Genomic DNA, 19,463 nt, shown 5'->3' with positions numbered 1-19,463 from the left:
ATATGAATGAAACGACTTCGGATCATGCTGGAATCGGATTGACGTTCGATCAGACGGTTCCGTGTAGACTGGCGCATCGGCGAGCGGTCGGGGAGGTATTCGTCACGGATTCCTCGCGACTCACCAACGGCGACGTGTGGGTCGCGATCCAGCTACCTCGCGCGCATAGCCTGTGGGCCGACAGGTCCATCGCGATCCACGACCCGCTGTCGGTGGCCGAGGCGGCGCGTCAGGGGACATTCGTCGCCCTCCATCGCCATTGCGGTGTTCCACTGGGTTTGCCCTTCAGTCTGAAGAAATGGCAGTTCGGCGTCGTGGATATCGGTCTTTTTGCCGACAATGAACGCACACCCATCGAAGGTTTTGTGCGATACCGAGTCGGCAAGCGGGTCGGTTTGGGATCGAACTTCGAGCAACTCGGCTTGGAAGGCCGAGTCACCATCGGTGGCGAGCTGGCGATGACTGCCAACGCAGAGATAGTCTTCTTCCCTCCGGACGATTACGCTGCGATTCGGAACTTCCACCGTTCGGGAATGACGTCTGCCGGGCCGGATGCGGCGAATCTGCCGAAGCGGTTGGATCCCTCGGTTGTCGGGCGTTCCGATCCTCGAAACATCGTGATCGGTGATTGCGCAGAACAGCTCGGTTCGCGCTTCCCGCTCGTGGTGGACCTCGGCCACCCATCGTTTTTCGATCACAGTTATGATCACGCGCCTGGACCACTTCTCGTGGAAGGTTTCCGGCAGGCTTCGATCGTCGCGGCAACGAGGGCCGGTGCCCTCGACACACCGGCGTGTGTCGTAACCGGATGTGATGTGACATTTTCGCATTTCGGCGAACTCGATGCTCTCCTGGAGTGCTCGGCTACCGTCGTAGGTGGCGACTCCGGTGCGGCCACGGTCGAAGTCGGTCTGCATCAGAAGGGGCGAGAGTTGGCTGAGGGAACGATGGAACTGTCGCCCGCACCGGATCCTGCGGCAGGCATGCATCGCTGACGCATCGCACAACCAGTTCGGTTGGCTGAGGGAGCACTTCTTCGCGGGCGGAAGGCGGCTTTCATCATTGCCGCACGCCTGTGCTTGTGTCCCGCACCTAGCGGGATCGGTCCGATTCGTGAGGTGTCCAGACCACGCTTACCGGCGGAGCGCCATGCCTTCCTCGGTTCTAGCGTTATCCGAGCTTCGGCGCTGTCGAGCCGCTACGACGGCGCCGGTGGACGAACGCTGCGGTTGTGGAGGAAGCAAGCGATGAAACGAAGTATCCACGTCGGCGCGGGGCTTGCGGCTGTTGCCGATTCGGGCAGCGTGCAGGCAAGGATCAGGTCGGTCTTCCGCTTCGGGATGCACGCACTCGGCGTGCTGGCGGCGGTGTCCGCCCTGACCGCAGGGGTGATCGCGGCGTCACCGGCCGCGAGCGCCGACTCGCCGTCGATCACCGGTTCGTGGGCGGAGGACGACCGGACCGTGCAGTTGCGGGTGCATTCCGCGGCGATGGGGCAGGACATCATGGTGAAGGTGCTGCGTCCGGCCGACCGTTCGGTGCCTCGGCCCACGTTGTATCTGCTGAACGGTGGCGGCGGTGGCCAGGACAGCGCGACCTGGCAGAAGAACACCGACGTTCTGAGCTTCCTCGCGGGCAAAGACGTGAACGTCGTGCAGCCGGTCGGCGGCCGCTGGAGCTATTACGCGGATTGGCGCTCCCCGGACCCGAAACTCGGTGTGTACAAGTGGAAGACATTCCTCACCGAGGAGTTGCCGCCGCTGATCGACGCCGAGTTCGGCACCACCGGCGTGAACGCCATCGCGGGCTTGTCCACCTCCGGAACCTCGGTACTGCAGCTGCCGATCGCCAAACCCGGTCTGTATCGAGCGGTCGCGGCGTACAGCGGTTGTGCGCAGATCAGCGACCCGATCGGCCGCGAGTTCGTGAAACTGGCAGTCGAGAGCTGGGGCGGCGGCGACACCGAGAACATGTACGGCCCGCCGGAAGACCAGATGTGGGCGGCCAACGACCCGTACCTGCACGCCGACCAACTCCGTGGCATACGCCTGTTCCTGTCGACCGGGACCGGAGTGCCGGGCATGTATGACACATACAACGGCGCATATGCCCAGCCGGGACCGCGCGGCTACCTCAATCAGCTGGTGCTGGGCGGCGTGATCGAGGCCGCGGTGAACTGGTGCACCCACAACATGCGCGACCGCCTGAATGCCCTCGGTATCCCCGCCACCTACGATTTCCAGCCCACCGGGACCCATTCCTGGGGCTACTGGCAGGAGGCGTTGAAGAATTCGTGGCCCGTGCTGGCCGAAGGGTTGGACCTGCCGCACTGACGACCCGGGGAGGGAGGGCGAGCAGCGATCGCGCGATTCCTCCCTCCGGACTCGTAAAACATACGGGCTCGGGATTTCTCGCCGGCGGCCGAATGCTGCTCGACTTCTGTCGAGAAGTCATCGCACGCCGGATGCACGATTCAGCCGACTCGGGTGGATTCCGGTTCGGAAGCTCCTGGTTCCGTATCCGAGGTCGTCCGCGTTCCGGTGGCCGCCACCAGCGCGATCGCTGCGACGCAGATCCCGGCGCATACCCACATGAGTAGGCTCATGCCGCTCATGAAGGCCGCTTGCACGTGGTGTAGCAGTGCGTCATCTCCGATGCCGCGGGCGAGGGCGACTCCGGAGCCGACTCCGGCACTGATCGGCTCGTGGTTCAGCGGACCGAGTTCCGAGTGGTACCGCACGGACACCAAGGTACCCAGCACGGCCACTCCGATCGTGCCGCTGGCCTGGCGCAATGCCGACAACAACGCGGAGCCCGCCCCGGCGCGCTCCGGCGTGAGCGCACCCACGGCAAGAGCCATGGAGGTGGGCAGGACCAATCCGATGCCGAGCCCGACCACCGCCATCCACACCGCGATGAACCAGTAGGCCGTACCGACACCTGTGGTAGCTCCCGCCGCCATACCGACCGCCAGCAGCGCGAACCCGGCCACCAAGGTCGGCCGGACGCCGATTCTGTCACGCAATCCTTCGAGGAAGTTGGAGGCGAGGAGCAGACCGCCGATCATCGGCAGCATCCGTAGGCCGCTACCGAGGGCATCGACGCCGAGGATCGCCTGGAAGTACTGCGGAATGCTGAAGAACAACCCGAACATGGCGAACGCGCTGAACAACTGGAAGACCGTGCCCCATCGGAACCCGTGGTCGGCGAACAGTCCGAGGTCGACGAGGGGGTGAACCAGCCTGCGTTGCCAGGCGATCAGGCCGACCAGGAGTCCGATACCCCCGAGCACGGTCATCCATGCGGCGCTGTCGCTCCAGCTGTTCTCGCCGAAGCGGATGAAGCCGTAGGTCAAGCCGGCCAGTCCCACACCGGACAGTACGACGCTGATGGGATCGATGGGACGGCGCACCAGGCTGCGGGACTCGGGTATCAGCAGGCCGACCGCCACCGCACCGATCAGCACCATAGGAATGTTGATCAGAAATACCGAGCCCCACCAAAAGTTCTTCAGCAGCAGGCCCCCGACGATCGGGCCCAGCGGCATCCCGAGCGTGACCGCCGTAACCCACACCGTCGTCGCCCGAGTGCGTTCCGCGGGGTCGGGGAACAGGACGGGAATCATCCCCATCGACAGTGCCATCAGCACCGCCGCGGCGACTCCCAGGGTGATACGCGCCGCGATCAGCTCACCGGCAGTCGAGGCGAGCGCGCACCAGACGGACGCCGCGCCGAACAGCAGCAGGGCGCCGAACACGAACTTCTTCCGTCCGAACCGGTCACCCAGTGCACCGGCGGGCAGCATCACGGCCGCGACCGCCAGCGTGTAGGCGGTGCTGAACCACTGCAGCGCAGCGGTACCGGCGTCCAGATCTTGCGCGAGTGTCGGCAACGCGATGTTGAGCACGGTCATGTCCAGCCCGACGGTCAACATCGCCAGCGCGAGCGCACCGAGGGCCAGCCATCGGCGCAGTGGTGTCACTTCCATCGAAGTCCTCTCAGACTATCATAGTAACTACGAGTTTGTAGTGAATACTGATTTAGTGAAAGTGTCAATACGGAGTCGATCGTCTTCGATAGTCGGTTCGCGGTCGCGGTAGACTCGGCGCGACAACGAGGTAGTGACGTCTGCACACACGAGGGGTTGGCAAGGTGCCAGGGTTGCGAGAACGGAAGAAGGCGCAGACGCGTAAGCGGCTGGCCGACACCGCGTTCGAGATGTTTCGGGAGCGAGGCTTCGACAATGTGACCGTCGCGGAGATCGCTGACGCCGCCGAAGTGGCGGTGAGCACGCTGTTCGCCTACTTCCCGAGCAAGGAAGCGCTCGTCTTCGACGAAAGCGACGCCTATGAGCAGGCGCTGACCGCGGCGGTCCGCGAACGCGATGCCGGCGTCTCGATCCTGGACGCGCTCGAGCAGCACCTGGCGCCGCCGGAACAGCCGGCCGTCGAGGGCCCCTCCGGCGCGGAGTTCGTCGAGCTGGTCAAGGCCACCCCGGCGCTGCTCGACTACGCCGCTCGGATGCGCCACCGATGGGAGACCGCCCTCGCCGTCGCCCTCGCCGACGAGGCGGGCCTGCCGCCGGACGACCTGCTGGCTACCACCCTGGCTCGCTACGTTCTCGACGCCGAGTTCCTCGCCACGTACGGTGCGCATTCGCCGGCGGATTTGCGGGCCGTCTTCGGCAAACTCCGCCATGGCTGGGCGGATTTCGGCGCCCAGCCGTCGTCGGGGTAGGCATCATATGAAGGGAAGGGACGTGCGTTCGACGGGACCGAGCGTCGGCGCGACCGACGAGCGTGCGGTGGTGGGTATCGTCGGAGCGGGCCCGGGGGGACTGACCGCGGCCCGCGTACTGCAACGTCACGGCATTTCGGCAGCAGTCTTCGACAGTCGCCCTGGGCTTTCGGGCAGTGCATCCGAAACCCTTGTCCTGCACCCTGATTCCGGTCGGCGCGCCATGCGGTATACCGGCCTGCTCGATACGATCGTGGCGCAGTCCGTACCCGAACGCACCGGTGTGCGCTTGCTCGGCAGAGACGGAACCGTTCACTACGCCGACGACGGCGGCCGCGACGCACGGGCGAATCCAGAGGTCGCACAACATGTTCTCGAAGCAACCCTGCTCGATTCGCTGACTCCCGGGACTGTTCGATGGTCGCACCGGCTGACCGCCATCCGCGACGAGCGAGATGACGGTTTGCTGCTGCGGTTCGACAACGGCCGCTCGGTGCGGGTCGCCGCGGTGGTCGGTGCCGACGGCGGCTGGTCTCGGGTTCGCGAGACCGTAGCGTCGGTCGATCCCAGCTATCTCGGCGTCGTGTTCGCCGTGGGATGGTGCGAGGACAGCGGTCTCCTCGATGACGAGCTGATCGGGGACGGTGACACCTTCGCCCTGTCCGACAACAAGGCACTGTTCGTCTATCGCCCGGCCCGCGGTGCCACCCGCGTCGTCGCCGGGTTCCGGGCGGGGATGAATTGGCTGATAGACGGTCCGTTCGAACAGGCCGGACGCGAAGCGGCCAGTGCTGCCCTGCACGCGATCTTCTACGACTGGGCGCCTCCGTTCCGCAAGCTCCTCGACGGACGGATCGCGTTCGACATCCACCCTGCGTACGCGCTCCCGGCATCGTTCACCTGGCGCGGCCATCCGCGGTTGACGCTGGTCGGTGACGCCGCGCACATGACGGCACCTTTCTTCAGCCAGGGAGCCAACCTCGCGATGCTCGACGGCGCAGAGGCCGGCACCCGCATAGCGGAATCATTGCACCGGGGAACGAGTCTCGATGCGGCCCTGCGCGGTTACGAAGAGTCGATGCTCACCCGCAGCCGCGATCTACAAGTCTGGGCAGCCGACGGCCTCGACCACGCGGTAGCGCCCGACGCCCCGGGCTCCGCCTTGCGCCACCTTCGCGTGCACCGGAATCGAGCATGGCCGAACTCGAGTACCAAGCGGTGCCACTGCATGATCGCCTGAATGCTCTGGGCTTCTCGATCAATGCAGCTCGATCCGGCATCGGGATCGGGTAAGTCTCGGCGATCCGCACAGGAGCGAGCAATGCGCCGGTGTCGAATGGTCCGATTCCGAAATTGTGAAGCTCCGGTCCGGCGGCAGGCGGTAGGCCCGGAACCCGGCCGTGGCGGATACTGGCCCGCATGACCGATGCCCTGGTGGACTCGCACTCCCTGCCGGCTGAGTTGCGTCCCTATCTGGATGGTCTCGTGCGTCGCACCCGCGCCGTCTGTGGAGGTCATCTGGTCAGCGTCTTCGCGGTAGGGTCGATCGCGCTGGACGACTACAGGCACGGGCGCAGCGACGTCGACGTGACAATCGTCGCCGACCCATCGATCTCCGTACGGGTACTGCGGGAACTGGCCGAATCGCTCGCCCACGCCTCGCTGCCCTGCCCTGCGGCCGGGCTGGAGCTGGTGGTCTACGGCGCGGACTTCGTCGCCGAACCATCCGGCGCGGCTGGTTACCTCATGGACCTCAACACCGGCCCGATGTTGCCGAACCGCGTCAGCTTCGATCCGGCGGAATCATCGGACTTCTGGTACGTCATCGATCGTTCCATCGCTCACCAGGCCGGGCGTCTCCTGTACGGCACCCCTGTACGGCAGGTCCTCGCGGCACCGTCGGAGCGCGACCTGTACGCGGCGATGCGGGCTTCGGTCCGGGAGCACGCCGGGGGAGCGGGGCATCTGAGCGACAACCGGGTGCTGAACGGCTGCCGGACGGCAGCGTTCTGCCGCACTGGTCGCTGGACGGCCAAACGCGAAGCGGCACAGATGATCACCACATCCGAGGAGAATTTCCGCCCCCTGGTCGAAACCGCGCTGCGCAGCTTCCAGCACCCACGCTCGGCAGCGCTTCCGCTGCCCGCGACCGACGTTCGAACTTTCCTCACCTGGGTGGGGGAGCGCGTCGAGGAAGCTGCGATCCACGCAGGGTCCGGCGATCGCGAGGGTGGTGCACGCCCCGGCAGCTGAGAGCTGCCGTTGCCCGGGCGTCGAGCCCGGCTCAGAAGGCCCGAGATTTGCATTTCGCCTCGGGCTCTGGACTGGCGTGGCTAAATAATGAAGCAATATAGATATGCATATCTGATTATGTGTGTTAAGGACCGCGCCTGACTGCCGCAAGCCGGACTATCGCGATCTGCGAAAACAAGGAGGCGGAACAGCGTCCATGCGGGTCGGAACTCCGCGGCACCCTGGCCGTCCGTCGCGTACCTGTAACAGCGGGATTGTGGCACCCGAATAGCAGTTGAGTCGCACCTCGTGTGCCTGCGATGCAGTGGGGGCCGGATCTGGACCGGCCGATCGCGAAATTGCCTGTGACTGCGCGTTTCGGGTTGTAGAAGGGTGGAGCCTTGATGTCGTCGATTCTGGCCAAAGGGCAGAACGTGTCGCTGCCGGATGATGTCGTCCGCATCGATGTCGTGCTCGGGTGGACCGAGGCGGAGATCGAGGTCGACGCGTCCGCGCTATTGCTGAGGGCGGACGGGAAGGTCGGCTCCGATAGCGATTTCGTTTTCTATAATCAGCCCGAATCACCGGACGGTTCGGTGCGCTTCTTGGGAACGAGCGCGACCGAGGAAGGGACGCAGGCCCGAATCGCGATCGACCTGTCGATGGTTGCGGACACCGTTCACACCGTGGCGCTTGCCGGGAGTATCGGTGCTGGCACCTTCGGCCAACTCGGCAAACTCGCGTTCCGGGTGGTGGATGGCGCGGGACATTCCCTCGCCGAGTACATCACCGCCGATGCCACCAGCGAGTCGGCGTTCGTATTCGGTGAGGTGTACCGCCGTGGTGCTCAGTGGAAGGTCCGGGCAGTGGGCCAAGGCTGGGAGTCCGGGCTGGCCGGATTGGCGATGGATTTCGGTGTCGAAGTCGACGACGATTCCGAGCAGGATCCGACAGAGCAGTCACTCGGCGGCACGCCGGTGCCGGAACAGGAGCCCGCCGCTCCCGCGCTCGTGGGGCCGGGTGATCTCGCCCCGCCGGAGGTCAACGGCGGAAATTCCGCCCCAGTGGATGCTGCGGTGACGCGGAGCAAAGGTGTGCGCACTGCGAAACGGGTTGCCAGGAAAGCAAAGCCGATGGAGTTCAAACTCGCCGAACATGAGGCGTGGCAGCCGGCTCGGTTGTTCTCGGTCTTCGGTGTCGGCGCTGGAGAGGAGCAGGAACGGCGCGCCACCTCGGCGTTGATCGCCACGATGCAGGCCGTGCGTCCCTTCGCGCGGGCGCTGTGTGCCCGGATGGGAGCTCCGGCGGGTTCGTTCGAGGGGTACGTCGAGGTGCAGTATCAACGGGGAGAATCGACGGTCATCCCGGATGCGGTGCTCAAAGTGGTTCGAGGAGGCCGTGTTTGGACCGGCATGCTCGAGGTCAAAACGGGCAGCGGAAAGCTGAGGCGGGAGCAGCTCGAGAGCTACCTCGAAGTAGCGCGCAAGAACAAGTACGACGTGGTGGTCAGCCTGTCGAATGATGTACCCGCCGGGCCGGGAGAACTTCCCGTCCAGGTGGATCGCCGTAAGCTCGCGAAGGTCGCCTTGCGGCACTTGTCGTGGGCGGAGGTGATGCATGAAGCGCGAATGCTGCTGTCGCACGGCGGTATCGATGATGACTTGCAGATCTGGATCCTGAGCGAATTCCTGCGTTACCTCTGCCATCCCCGCTCCGGGGCCAGCGAGTTCGTCGACATGGGCCGGCATTGGGTTGCGGTCCGTGACGCGGTGATGGCAGGTACTCTTCGCGCCGGCGACCAAAAGGTTCTCACCGTCGCGGATGCCTGGATGTCGCTGTCACGTCACCTCGCCCTGCGACTGACCGCCGAACTCGGAGTGGGCGTCAAACACGTCCTTTCCCGTCGGCACCGCGCCGATCCGGCGGCACGCAGTGCCGCTGTCGCCGACAAACTGGCGGGCGAGGGCATTTTCGAGACTGTGTTGCGCATCCCGGACACCGCCGGCGATCTGATGGTGATCGCAGACGTACGAACGAATAGGATTCGCTGCCGTACCAGCGTCGACGCGCCGAACGAGGGTGCCTCGGGTCGTCGGCTGTCGTGGTTGCTCAGGCAACTCGCGGACGCTCCGGGTGACCTGCAGGTCGAAGCGGTGTTCTCGGTGCGCGGCAATGAAGCATGTGAGCACCTCGACACAGTGCGTGGTAATCCGAAATTGCTCACGGACGGCCGCGCAGGCGAGATCGTGTCATTTTCACTGGAGAAGACTTTTCCCATGGGGAACCGGCGATCCGGTTCGGGGACCGCCGCGACGTTCATCGCCAGTGTGACAGCCGCTACTGACACCTTCTACGGAGCGGTTGTGCAGCCACTTCGCGGGTGGGTGCCGCCTGCCCCGAAACAACCGGAGCTGTCCGACGCCGATGGCTCGGCGCCAGTCGACGCTTGAACCTACTCGCCGCCAGGTGAATCGCTAGCCCGGGTCACTGGCGCTGTAGTGCACCCGCACAGGTACATCGTCGGCCCAGGGCTGGCGGGTGACCATGTCGGCGACTTTCACCTCTCCGCGTTCGAATTCGCCGGTGGCCGCGTCGACGAGGCGGTATTGCTGGGTCTGCTTGTGGATCGGCTGGGCGTCCAGCAGGACCACGCGTACTTCGCCGGGTTCGAAGTGGCAGCGCCGGTGCATCGCGGCGATGAGTTGTTCGTTGTGCATGTGGCCGTCGCCGAAATTCCAGCCCACGGCGGTGCTACAGATGCGTTCGCCGTCGGTGACGGTGTACTCGTCTTGGCGGCCGGGCGGCATGGCGCGGTGGACGAGCGTGAACAGTGCGCGGCCGTGGGTGTTCATGGCTCGGAAGGCGTATCCCAGGTACATCGGAATCTGCGCGCGGTCCTTTCCGTAGTACCGCTCCAACTGCGCCTGCGGCATGCTCGCGATGGCGACGATGCTCGTGCCGATCTTCTGCGCGGCCGAGGGTTTGATGCACCACATCGTGGTGTCCCAGTTCCCCGCGTAGTAGCGCATGCCCGGCAGGAAGGAGATCTTGCGCGGGAACAGGTTCCCGGCGATCACGATGCTCGCGGCCACGCCGAACAGCACTGCGACCGGTACCGGATTTCGCAGGCTGCTCAGGCCGAGGTCGGCGTGCGCGACGAACAACGCGGCGATGCCGAAGATCATGAAGACGTTCCATTCCAACGGCACGCCCATCGGAATGGCGGTCAGGATCGCCAGATGGAAGCACACCATGACGAACGCCGCGACGGCGGTCGGCCACCCGCCGTGGGAGAAGAACAGCACCGGCGGAACGCACATCTCGATGATGGTGCCGCCGTGGGCGAACACGCGGGACAACCGCCCTGGCCGCAGATCGTCGGGGAAGCGTTCGAAGAACGCGCGCTTGAGTGGTTTCGGCCGGAACACCGGACTGTTGGACATCATCGTGGAGACCACGAAAGGGAAGTGCTTGTTCAGTTTCGACGTGGCCGCGCCCATCCAGATCACGACGAAAACCGCTTTCGCGGCGACGATCGAATCGGCTCCGGGGAAGAGGAAGGCGACGGTGAGCGTGGCGTAGACCTCGCCCCGGGCGGCCAGGAAGATCACCTTGTCGCGCAGGCCGATGACGGCCAGCAGCCCGAGAATCGCCGCGACCTGCCAGTGCGGCAACAATCCCACGGTGGTGTCCAGTTCCGGGATCGGGCCGGTGCCGTCGGACAGCAAGGCGACCGTTGTCGTCGTCAGCAGCGCCGCGTACAAAGCGATGTCCACCGGGGTGCGGTTGTCGCCCTTGGTGAGCGGTACCCGATCCGGCCACGGTGGCAGCCGAATAGTGTTGGGGCGCAGCCAATACAGGATCGAGCCCAGCGGCGGGAAGTATCGGTTGTTGAGTGGGCCGAAGCCGCAGCCCAGCCCCACCACTTCGAACAGCAGCGTGTACAGCACGATCTTCTGGAAGACGATCGGTTCCGTCCACCAGGCGCCGATGTCGGTGAATCCGTCGATGCCCGCGGTGGTCAGTGCGACCAGCAGGCCGCCGAGCGCATACAGGCAAATCTTGCCGACGTAGAACAGGTGCAGCACCACGGGTGTCCCGAAGCCCACTTCGGCCCAGTGCCGGGCCATGGGGCGGATGCGCTCGCCGCGCGTGCCCTTGCTCCATTCCGCCAGGTCGACCACGGGCAGGTCGGGCTCGAGAAACCCCATCAAGCACGCTCCGATCGCGAACGCCCGGGGCACGGCCGGGGCCCCGAGGTTCCCGATACGGTGACAGGTGCGGCATTTGCTGTCAACGACTCCCGCGTCGCCCCTCGTGTCCGGTTCGGGCAAGATCGAGGCCATGGAGCCGACTCCGAAAGCGCCGCTGCCCAGGAGCATCGACGAATTCCGCGTGCTCGCGACCTCCCGGCTGGCGGGATTCCCGCGCATCGAGGTCGCCGACGCGCCCGGTGTGCGCCGCGCGGCGGTGGTGTTGTGCGTGGTCGAAGAGCCCGATGGTCCGCCGGCGGTGATCGTCATCAAGCGGGCCTACCGTGGCCGCAACGCGGGACAGTGGGGATTGCCCGGTGGCCGCTTGGACGAAGGCGAGACCGCGGAACAAGCGGCCCTGCGTGAACTGCACGAGGAATTGGGGCTGCGCGCGCGTCCCGAAGATCTGCTCGGCGCGCTCGACGACTTTCCCGCCGCGTCCGGCTTCACCATCACACCTCTCGTTCTGGTGCTGACCGACGCCACGCGATTGCGGCCGAACCCCGACGAGGTCCACTCGGTGCACCTGGTCGACCTCGCCCGGCTCGCCGCCGAGGACACCCCGCGCTGGGTCCGGGCCGAGGACGCGGTACGGCAGGCGGAACTGCGCGACGATGCCGCGCCTGCCGACGAAGCCGGCCTGCTGCAGATGCGGCTCGGCCCGAAGATGACCATCCACGCACCGACGGGCGCACTGCTGTGGCAGTTCCGCGAAGTCGTCCTGCTCGGTACAGCGCCTGCTGCGGCCCGAGTCGCTCACTTCACCCAGCCCGATTGGACGCATCGGTAGGCCTCCTGCCAGGTCCGGCGCGGGAGGTCCACGGCGCGGGAGCATCTCGGGCCTGCTACCTTGAACGTCGTTCAAGTTCTATGCGGAGGGTTGTCGTGGAGGGTGTCGAGGACTCTCGGGAGCCGAGGGTCGGTATTTCCGCGCGGGACATGGCGCAGATCGCCGTCTTCGCGGCGCTGATCGCGGCGCTGGGCTTGCCGGGCGCCATCACGGTCGGGTTCAGTGGTGTGCCGATCACGGTGCAGACCCTCGGTGTGATCCTGGCGGGTGCGGTGCTCGGCGCACGCAAAGGGACGGCCGCGGTCGTGGTCTTCCTGACGCTCACGATGATCGGCCTGCCGCTGCTGTCCGGCGGCCGTACCGGTCTGACGGCACTGGCCGGTCCCAGTGCCGGGTACCTGATCGGCTGGGTCCCCGCGGCGCTGTTCATCGGACTGTGCACCGCCCGCATCCTGCCGAAATACCCGATCGCGCTCGGTCTGCTGATCAACGCCATCGGCGGTCTGCTGATCATCTACCTGTTCGGCGCGGTGGGCCTGCTGCTGCGCACCGACCTGGGGGTCGGAGCGGCCATCACCACCAACTGGGCGTTCATTCCCGGTGACCTGCTCAAAGTCGTCGTCGCGAGCGTCGTGGCCAAAGGAGTGCACCGCGCGTATCCCGGTGTGATCCGTGCCTAGCCGTGAACTCGGCGGCGCGGGCGACGCGCCTGCCCTCGACTTCGACGGCCACGCCTACACCTACCGCGAACTCGACCGGGCCATCGAGCGATGGATCGCCCGGGATCCGGACGCGGCCGTCTACGACGCGTCGGCCCTACCCGTCGCGGACGCGCTGGTCTGCGTCTGCGCCGCGGCACGGCGCGGTATCCCGGTCTTCGTGGAGAATCCCGAAGCCCGCCCGCACCGGACGGGCATACCGCCGGCGGCGTTCTTGCTGGTGGCGACCTCGGGCTCGACCGGCCGTCCCAGGCCGCTCGCGCGAACGGCCGCCTCCTGGTACGACAGCTTTCCGGCGTTCACGGCGCTCACCGGCGTCGAACCGGCCGACCGCGTCCTGATCACCGGGCCGTTGCACGCGACCATGCACCTGTTCGGCGCACTGCACGCGTTGTGGCGCGGCGCGTGCGTCACCGACGATCCGGCGCGAGCCACGGTGGTGCACGCGGTTCCCGCGGTACTGCGTGCGGTGGTGCGCACCTGCCCGCGCCTGCGTACGGCGATCGTCGCGGGCATCGCGCTGGACGATGGCGCCTTGTCGGCGGCCGGCGAGGTGGAGGTGGTCGAGTACTACGGGTCCTCGGAGGTCTCGCTGGTGGCGGCACGCCGCGTTCCCGAGCCGATGCGGCTGCTCGACGGAGTCGAGGCCGAAGTGCGCGACGGACTGCTCTTCGTTCGATCGCCCTACCGTGTGCTCGGCGCGCCCGACTGGTTCGGAGTCGGCGATCTGGCCGAACTGGGCCCCGATCGCGAGCTGACCGTCCTGGGCAGGGGCGACTGCGCGATCAATGTCGGTGGCACCACCGTGGTCGCCGAGGAGGTGGAGCGCGTCCTCGAATCGCTCGACGGCATCGTCGCGGTGGCCGTGATCGGCTCGCCCCATGCCGTTTTCGGTGAAACCGTCACGGCCGCAGTGCAGTTGGACGACGGCGCGGGACTCGACGAGATCCGGGTGCGAGCGCGTCGCGTGCTGGCCAAGGAGGCGATGCCGCGCCGGTGGGTGCCACTGCCCGCGCTGCCGCGAACCGCCGCGGGAAAGGTCGCCAGGGGCAGGCTGAAAGACTTGCTGACATGAGCCCGGTTCCCGTTCTGGTAGCGCCGCGCCGCACGCCGATCGGCAACGCGGGACATGGATTGGCGGACCTGACCGTCACCGACCTCGCCGCTCCGGTCCTGCGCGACGTGCTGGCCTCGCTGCGCGGCGCGGGCGTGGACGCGGACGTGGACGACGTGGTGCTCGGCAATTGCCTGGGACCCGGCGGCGATCCCGCTCGGGTCGCAGCACTGCGGGCGGGGCTGGGGGTGCACGTCCCTGGCGTCACCGTGGATCGGCAGTGCGGGTCGGGCTTGGACGCGGTGATGCAGGCGGCGTTGCGGGTGCGCAGCGGCGCGGACGAACTGATCCTCGCCGGAGGCGTCGAATCGGCGAGTACCGCTCCGTGGCGCTTCTGGCCGCCGGTGGCCGGCGCCGAGCCCGTGCGGTACACGCGGGCTCCCTTCGCACCACCGGGCTTTCCGGATCCGGACATGGGCGCGGCCGCCGACGATCTCGCGCGAGCGCGCGGCATCAGCCGGGAACGGCAGGACGCTTACGCGGCCCGCTCACACACGCTCGCCGCGGCCGCCGACTTCTCCGCGGAGATCGTGCCGATCGGTGACGTGCACCGCGACGAACGTATCCGCGCGGGCATGACCACTGCCCGGCTCGCGCGCCTTCGCCCGAGCTTCGGCGTCGACGGCACGGCCACCGCGGGCAATTCCTGCGGCATCTCCGACGGCGCCGCGGTCATGGCGGTCACCAGCGAGTCGATGGCCGCCGGGCTGCCCGCATTGCGCATCCTCGGCTGCGCGGTCGCCGGATCCGATCCCGCGTTTCCCGGTCTCGGGCCCGTGCCCGCGATCCGGAAACTGCTGCGCCGGACCGGCGCCGGTGTGGCGGACCTCGGCGTCATCGAGATCACCGAGGCGTTCGCCTCGGTGGTGCTCGCGGTGGCGGACGAATTGGGCCTCGACGAGTCCACGATCTGCCCGCAGGGGGGTGCCATCGCGATGGGACACCCGTGGGGGGCGTCCGGAGCCATCTTGCTGGTGCGCCTGGCGAGTCGGATGCTGCGGGCGGACGGCCCGGCGCTCGGTCTCGCGGCCTGCGCTATCGGCGGCGGGCAGGGAATCGCCGTGCTCGTGGAGCGAGTGTCATGAGTGAGATCGTCTTCGACTCGGTGCACCACCGTTTCGGTGAGCGGAAGGTGTTGCGCGACATCGACCTGCGGATCACCGAGCGCCGCGTCGGCATCATCGGGTCCAACGGTTCCGGCAAATCGACCTTGGCGCGCATGATCAACGGCCTGCTGACGCCGAGTTCCGGCACGGTCACGGTGGACGGCGTGGACGCCTCCCGCAAGGGCGCGCAGGTGCGGCGGAAGGTGGGGTTCGTCTTCACCGACCCCGACACCCAGATCGTGATGCCCACGGTCGCCGAGGATCTCGCCTTCTCCCTGCGGCGGTCGGGGTCGAGTAAGCAGGAGATCGCGGCGCGCGTCCAGGAGATCCTGGAACGGTTCGGGCTCGCGGGCCACGCCGAGCACCCCGCACATCTGTTGTCCGGCGGCCAGAAACAGCTGCTCGCCCTCGGCGCCGTTCTCATCCGGCGGCCGGAGGTGATCGTGGCGGACGAGCCGACCACGCTGCTGGACCTGCGCAACGCCAGGGTCGTCGCCGACGCGCTGGACAACGTGGATCAGCAGGTGATCGTCGTGACCCATCAGCTGTCGTTGCTGGCGAGCTTCGAACGCGTCATCGTGATCGATGACGGCGCCGTGGCGTTCGACGGAACACCCGGCGGCGCCGTCGCGGCATACCGGGCAGCGGTCGAATGATCGGCCTGTACTGTCCGGGCGATTCGCCGCTGCACCGGATACCGGCCGGGGTGAAGCTGGTGCTGCTGCTCGGATCGATCCTGGCCACCACGGTGTTCGCGCGGACTCCGCTCCAGGTGCTGGCCGCCGCGGGGGCGGTGGCGGTCCTGTTCGCGGTGGCCCGGATCCCTTGGCGCGTCGCGCTGGCACAACTGCGTCCGTTGGTGTGGATGCTGCTGCTCATCGCCGTTTTCCAGGTGCTGATCACCTCGCCCGCGCGAGCCGCGGTGGTGTGCGGGGCGCTGGTGGTCTCGGTGGCGCTCGCGGCGCTGTTCACCCTCACCACGCGGGTGACCGACATGCTCGACGCCGTGACCCGGTGGCTCGGGCCGCTACGCAGGGCCGGTGTCGATCCGGAGCGGATCGGCCTGCTGCTGGCGCTGGCCATCCGGTGTGTCCCGTTGCTGGCGGGGATCGTGCACGACGTCGCCGAGGCGCGGCGCGCGCGTGGCCTGCAATGGTCTATGACGGCGCTGGTCACCCCGGTGCTGGTGCGGGCGCTGCGGACGGCCGACGCGATGGGCGACGCCCTCGCGGCACGAGGGGTGGACGATGACTGAACTGCTCGCCGCGCGGATCGCCCGGCAGGCCGCCGCGAACCCGGCCGCGTCGGCGGTGATCTCGGGACGCGAGCGGGTGGATTACGAGCGGTTCTGGTCGAAGGTCGTTCGGGTCGCGGCCGGGCTCGGCGGCATGCGCCGGGTGGCCGTGCTCCCCACCTCCGATGTCGAATCGCTGGTGGCGGTGACGGCGGCGATGTACGCCGGGGTGAGCGTCGTGCTGCTGCATCGTCATCTGCTGCCCGCCCAGCTGAGCCGGGTACTCGCGCTCGCCGAGCCGGGAGCCGTCGTGGCCGCGCCGCAGCAGCACCGGCGATTACGGCGGCTGGGATACGACGGAATCGTGCGGACCGCCGCCACACTGGAATCCGATGGTGCGGTGGGCCGGGTGGAGCCGGGTGCCGAACTGTTGGTCGGCATCACCTCCGGCACCAGCGGCGAACCGAAACTCTTCGTGCGCGACCAACGGTCGTGGGCCACGACATCGGATCGCTCCGACCGAACATTCGACATCGGCGCCGGTGACCGGGTCTCGGTGCCCGGTGTGCTGGACCACACCCATTTCCTCTACGGCGCGTTGCACGCCTTGAGCCGGGGCGCGACGGTCGATCTGCGGCCGGTGGGCGATGCGCTGAAAGACGGTGCGACGCATCTGTATGCGGTGCCGACGATCGCGGGGGACGTGGTGCGGGCGGCTACCGGCCGGTTCGGCGGTGTCCGGGAAGTGCTGTCCTCGGCGGCCCGGTGGCCGCGCACGGGCCGGGAAGCGTTGCAGGAGGTCTTGCCGAACGCCTCGCTCGTGCACTTCTACGGTGCGTCCGAATTGAGCTTCGTCTCCTTCGATCGCGGGCTCGGCAGCACGGACGAGAAGTCGGCGGGTGAACTGTTCCACGGTGTCCGGGCGCGCGTTCGCGACGGCTTGGTGTACGTGCGCAGTGACATGCTCTTCGACGGCTATCTCACCGAGGACGGTGTGGTCGGCGGTCCGGTGGACGGGTGGATGACGGTCGGCGACCGGGGCGAGGTGATCGGCAACCAGCTGCGGCTGTTCGGCCGGGACAGCGACATGTTGATCCGGGCCGGTCTCAATGTGGAACCCGCCGCTGTCGAAGCGGCGCTCATGGCGATACCGGGTGTCGCCGAGGCCGCGTGCGTCGGCGTGCCCGACGCACGCATGGGGGAGGCGCCCGCGGCGGCGATCGTGGTTGGCGCGGCCGCACCGGGCGCCGAGGAGATCTGGCGGCGGCTGCGCGCCACCTTACCGAGTCCGAGTATGCCGGTGCAGGTACTGGTCGTGGACAGCCTGCCGCGCACCCCGCGGGGCAAGTTGGATCGTGCCGCGCTGGCCTCGACGCTGGCCGCGCACCGTCGTGGCGGCCGCGCTGCCGAGGCCGATCACCGACCGTCGGCGCTTCGCTCCGATGGACAAGGGCTCGCCTGTATCGGCTCGACCGATGACGCGCCGAACCACGTGGTGTAGAACATGATCGCCAGCGCGCTGAGCGAAGCAACGAGCGCGATTCCGGACGGAATCGGGTACGCCGCCATCTGCGCGGCGAGGAACCGAATGCACAGCAGCACACCGGTGCAGACCGCGACCCCCATGGCGACGATCCGGACGCGCGGGCGATCCCAGCCCCGGTCGGGTTCGCGCAGCGCGGATTCGACGGTCAGGCACAGTGCCGCGCCCACGATCAGGTCGACGCCGTAGTGGGCGCCGAGGCCGAGTGTCGCGATGAGCGTGCACACCAGCCAGAACGCGCCGCCCCAGCGCAACCACAGCGGGCCGCTCCGGGAGTGGATGAACAGCGACAGTGCCCAGGCGGTGTGCAGCGAGGGCATGCAATTGCGCGGCGTGATGCCGTCGAAGCGCAGCGCTTCGAGTGAGGACGGTACCGCGGGAACGACATTCGGCCAGACGTCGACGATCTCGAAACCCAGCCCCTGCGGTCCATACGCGAGCACCGGCCCCACCACCGGGAACACCACATACCAGATCGGCCCGACGACTCCGAGTGTCAGGAACGTTCGCACCAGGTAGTGCCGTGGCCACGCACCGGTCGTCACGCCGCGCAACTGCCACGCCGCGACCAGCACGGCCGCCAGCGGCAGCTCGAAGTACACCCAGCGCACCACGCCCGTGGCCAGCGGTCCCGCCGCGTCGAGCGCGTGCCCGACCAGCCACGACGGGCTGCCGAGAGCGCGGTCGGCGACTTGCACGTACGGGTCGAGAACCATCGGGCAGGCCCACGCGGTGATGTCCAACCAGATCTCGCTGACCTTCGTCGCGCAGATCAGCAGGGCGCCGAAGGCGATGGTGCGCAACGCCGTGCGGCGTCGCTGCTCGTCCCACCGCACGAACGCGATCACCGCCAGTGCGGTCAGCACGAGGGTCGGACCGTTGCCGACGGTGAACGGCCGTCCCTCGGCCGCCCTGATCAGAACGAACACCAGGTCGATGGCGATCGCCGCGGCGACGGCGCCGACCCGTGCGCGAGCCGTGATCCCGACCAACGCCAGCAGGAACCCGGCCCACGGCGTGGTCGCCGATTTCGGCGTTCCGGCGTAGTCCCGCAGCAGGCTGGTCAGCGGCCCCAGCGCCCCGATGTGCGCGGCCATCAGCTCACCACCGACCAGCGCGAGCACGATGGCCGCGATACCGCACCACACGACCACCGGCCGGAACCGACGCTCTCGGAGCTCTTCGATACCCACTCGCTCGCCCGGTGGGGTCAAGCTCCCTCGCACGTCGTTCACAAGCACCGAGACATCGTAAACACGACATTAACGACGCATGTACGGGGAGATGCCTACACGCCGACGGGCGCCGTGCCGGAGGGCGTGCGATGCGCGGCCGGATCAACCGGAACGACGGGCGCTGAAATCGCGAAGGGGGCTGTGCACGGACACCCGCGATGACTGTGCTGCCGCCCCGGGAAGGTGTGCTGGAGGCATTCCCGTTCGACCGCGGCTATCCGAGAGGCGGGCGGGCACACCGCGTTGTCGATGTGCGCCGCCGCCGGAAGGTTCGACACCGCACCCGCCGAAACCACGGCGCTGTGGGCGGAGACCAGTGGGAGCCCCGGGGCCGCTCAGGCGTAGCGGTCGCTCAACGGATCGCCTCGTCGCCGAGGGGAGCGTGCCGTTGCCACGGACGAATCCGCTCCAGCTGTGCGGCGACCGCCGGCAGTGTGGTCTCGCCACCGGCCTTCGCGACTCGCCGCCCACGGTAATCGCCGACGGGTGAACCCACAACG

Annotated in this window: 16 protein-coding genes; 13 read left to right on the top strand and 3 right to left on the bottom strand. The window is 67.6% G+C overall.

Annotation, left to right across the window (positions count from 1 at the left end; all coding sequences use genetic code 11):
- Positions 1–2 precede the first annotated feature (2 nt).
- A complete protein-coding gene (locus tag NG1_RS01715) occupies positions 3–995 on the top strand; it encodes an AfsA-related hotdog domain-containing protein (protein ID WP_157113810.1) in 993 nt (330 codons plus the stop codon).
- Between the two features lie 345 nt (positions 996–1,340).
- Positions 1,341–2,333, top strand: a complete 993-nt coding sequence (locus NG1_RS01710) for an alpha/beta hydrolase (RefSeq protein ID WP_062967290.1) — start codon at positions 1,341–1,343, stop codon at positions 2,331–2,333.
- Positions 2,334–2,473: 140 nt separating this feature from the next.
- On the opposite strand, the gene NG1_RS01705 is transcribed toward NG1_RS01710, so the two are convergent.
- Positions 2,474–3,988, bottom strand: coding sequence for an MFS transporter (locus NG1_RS01705; RefSeq protein ID WP_062967289.1), 1,515 nt, complete (start codon positions 3,986–3,988; stop codon positions 2,474–2,476).
- A gap of 173 nt (positions 3,989–4,161) precedes the next feature.
- On the opposite strand from NG1_RS01705, the gene NG1_RS01700 reads away from it, so the two are divergent.
- The 4 genes from NG1_RS01700 to NG1_RS01685 all read left to right on the top strand — a co-directional run bounded on the left by NG1_RS01700 (position 4,162) and on the right by NG1_RS01685 (position 9,419).
- A complete protein-coding gene (locus NG1_RS01700) occupies positions 4,162–4,737 on the top strand; it encodes a TetR family transcriptional regulator (protein WP_210749893.1) in 576 nt (191 codons plus the stop codon).
- Between the two features lie 22 nt (positions 4,738–4,759).
- The gene (locus NG1_RS01695; protein ID WP_168434044.1) at positions 4,760–5,977 is read left to right on the top strand and encodes an FAD-dependent oxidoreductase; all 1,218 of its coding nucleotides are present in this window, start codon (positions 4,760–4,762) and stop codon (positions 5,975–5,977) included.
- A gap of 179 nt (positions 5,978–6,156) precedes the next feature.
- Complete coding sequence (locus tag NG1_RS01690; protein WP_062967283.1) at positions 6,157–6,990, top strand: aminoglycoside adenylyltransferase domain-containing protein; 834 nt, start codon at positions 6,157–6,159, stop codon at positions 6,988–6,990.
- A 383-nt stretch (positions 6,991–7,373) separates the two neighbouring features.
- On the top strand, positions 7,374–9,419 hold the full coding sequence (locus NG1_RS01685; RefSeq protein WP_062967281.1) for a TerD family protein: 2,046 nt from the start codon (positions 7,374–7,376) through the stop codon (positions 9,417–9,419).
- Between the two features lie 24 nt (positions 9,420–9,443).
- On the opposite strand, the gene NG1_RS01680 is transcribed toward NG1_RS01685, so the two are convergent.
- A complete protein-coding gene (locus NG1_RS01680; RefSeq protein ID WP_062967714.1) occupies positions 9,444–11,180 on the bottom strand; it encodes a DUF3556 domain-containing protein in 1,737 nt (578 codons plus the stop codon).
- A gap of 76 nt (positions 11,181–11,256) precedes the next feature.
- Here NG1_RS01680 and NG1_RS01675 point away from each other — a divergent pair, with 76 nt between their 5' ends.
- The 7 genes from NG1_RS01675 (at position 11,257) to NG1_RS01645 (ending at position 17,686) form a co-directional block, all read left to right on the top strand.
- Positions 11,257–12,012: an NUDIX hydrolase gene (locus NG1_RS01675; protein WP_281218024.1), complete on the top strand. Its 756-nt coding sequence runs from the start codon at positions 11,257–11,259 to the stop codon at positions 12,010–12,012.
- A gap of 95 nt (positions 12,013–12,107) precedes the next feature.
- Positions 12,108–12,692, top strand: a complete 585-nt coding sequence (locus NG1_RS01670; RefSeq protein ID WP_174315389.1) for a biotin transporter BioY — start codon at positions 12,108–12,110, stop codon at positions 12,690–12,692.
- Positions 12,685–13,806 (top strand): class I adenylate-forming enzyme family protein, encoded by a 1,122-nt coding sequence (locus tag NG1_RS01665; RefSeq protein ID WP_062967277.1) that lies wholly within the window; start codon positions 12,685–12,687, stop codon positions 13,804–13,806. The genes NG1_RS01670 and NG1_RS01665 overlap by 8 nt, the downstream gene beginning before the upstream one ends.
- A complete protein-coding gene (locus NG1_RS01660; RefSeq protein ID WP_062967275.1) occupies positions 13,803–14,930 on the top strand; it encodes a thiolase family protein in 1,128 nt (375 codons plus the stop codon). Before NG1_RS01665 ends, NG1_RS01660 begins: the two co-directional genes overlap by 4 nt.
- Positions 14,927–15,607 carry an energy-coupling factor ABC transporter ATP-binding protein gene (locus NG1_RS01655; protein WP_062967273.1) on the top strand — a complete coding sequence of 227 codons (681 nt, stop codon included), beginning with the start codon at positions 14,927–14,929 and terminating at the stop codon, positions 15,605–15,607. Before NG1_RS01660 ends, NG1_RS01655 begins: the two co-directional genes overlap by 4 nt.
- Positions 15,604–16,206, top strand: coding sequence for an energy-coupling factor transporter transmembrane component T family protein (locus NG1_RS01650; protein ID WP_062967271.1), 603 nt, complete (start codon positions 15,604–15,606; stop codon positions 16,204–16,206). The genes NG1_RS01655 and NG1_RS01650 overlap by 4 nt, the downstream gene beginning before the upstream one ends.
- Positions 16,199–17,686 carry an AMP-binding protein gene (locus NG1_RS01645; RefSeq protein ID WP_084498629.1) on the top strand — a complete coding sequence of 496 codons (1,488 nt, stop codon included), beginning with the start codon at positions 16,199–16,201 and terminating at the stop codon, positions 17,684–17,686. Before NG1_RS01650 ends, NG1_RS01645 begins: the two co-directional genes overlap by 8 nt.
- Here NG1_RS01645 and NG1_RS01640 read toward each other — a convergent pair.
- Positions 17,602–18,963: a phosphatase PAP2 family protein gene (locus NG1_RS01640; protein WP_439956377.1), complete on the bottom strand. Its 1,362-nt coding sequence runs from the start codon at positions 18,961–18,963 to the stop codon at positions 17,602–17,604. The genes NG1_RS01645 and NG1_RS01640 overlap by 85 nt on opposite strands.
- Positions 18,964–19,463 lie beyond the last annotated feature (500 nt).

Source organism: Nocardia gamkensis NBRC 108242 (assembly GCF_001612985.1).
GTDB classification, from domain to species: Bacteria; Actinomycetota; Actinomycetes; order Mycobacteriales; family Mycobacteriaceae; genus Nocardia; species Nocardia gamkensis.
This window is presented reverse-complemented; position numbering and strand designations above follow the sequence as displayed.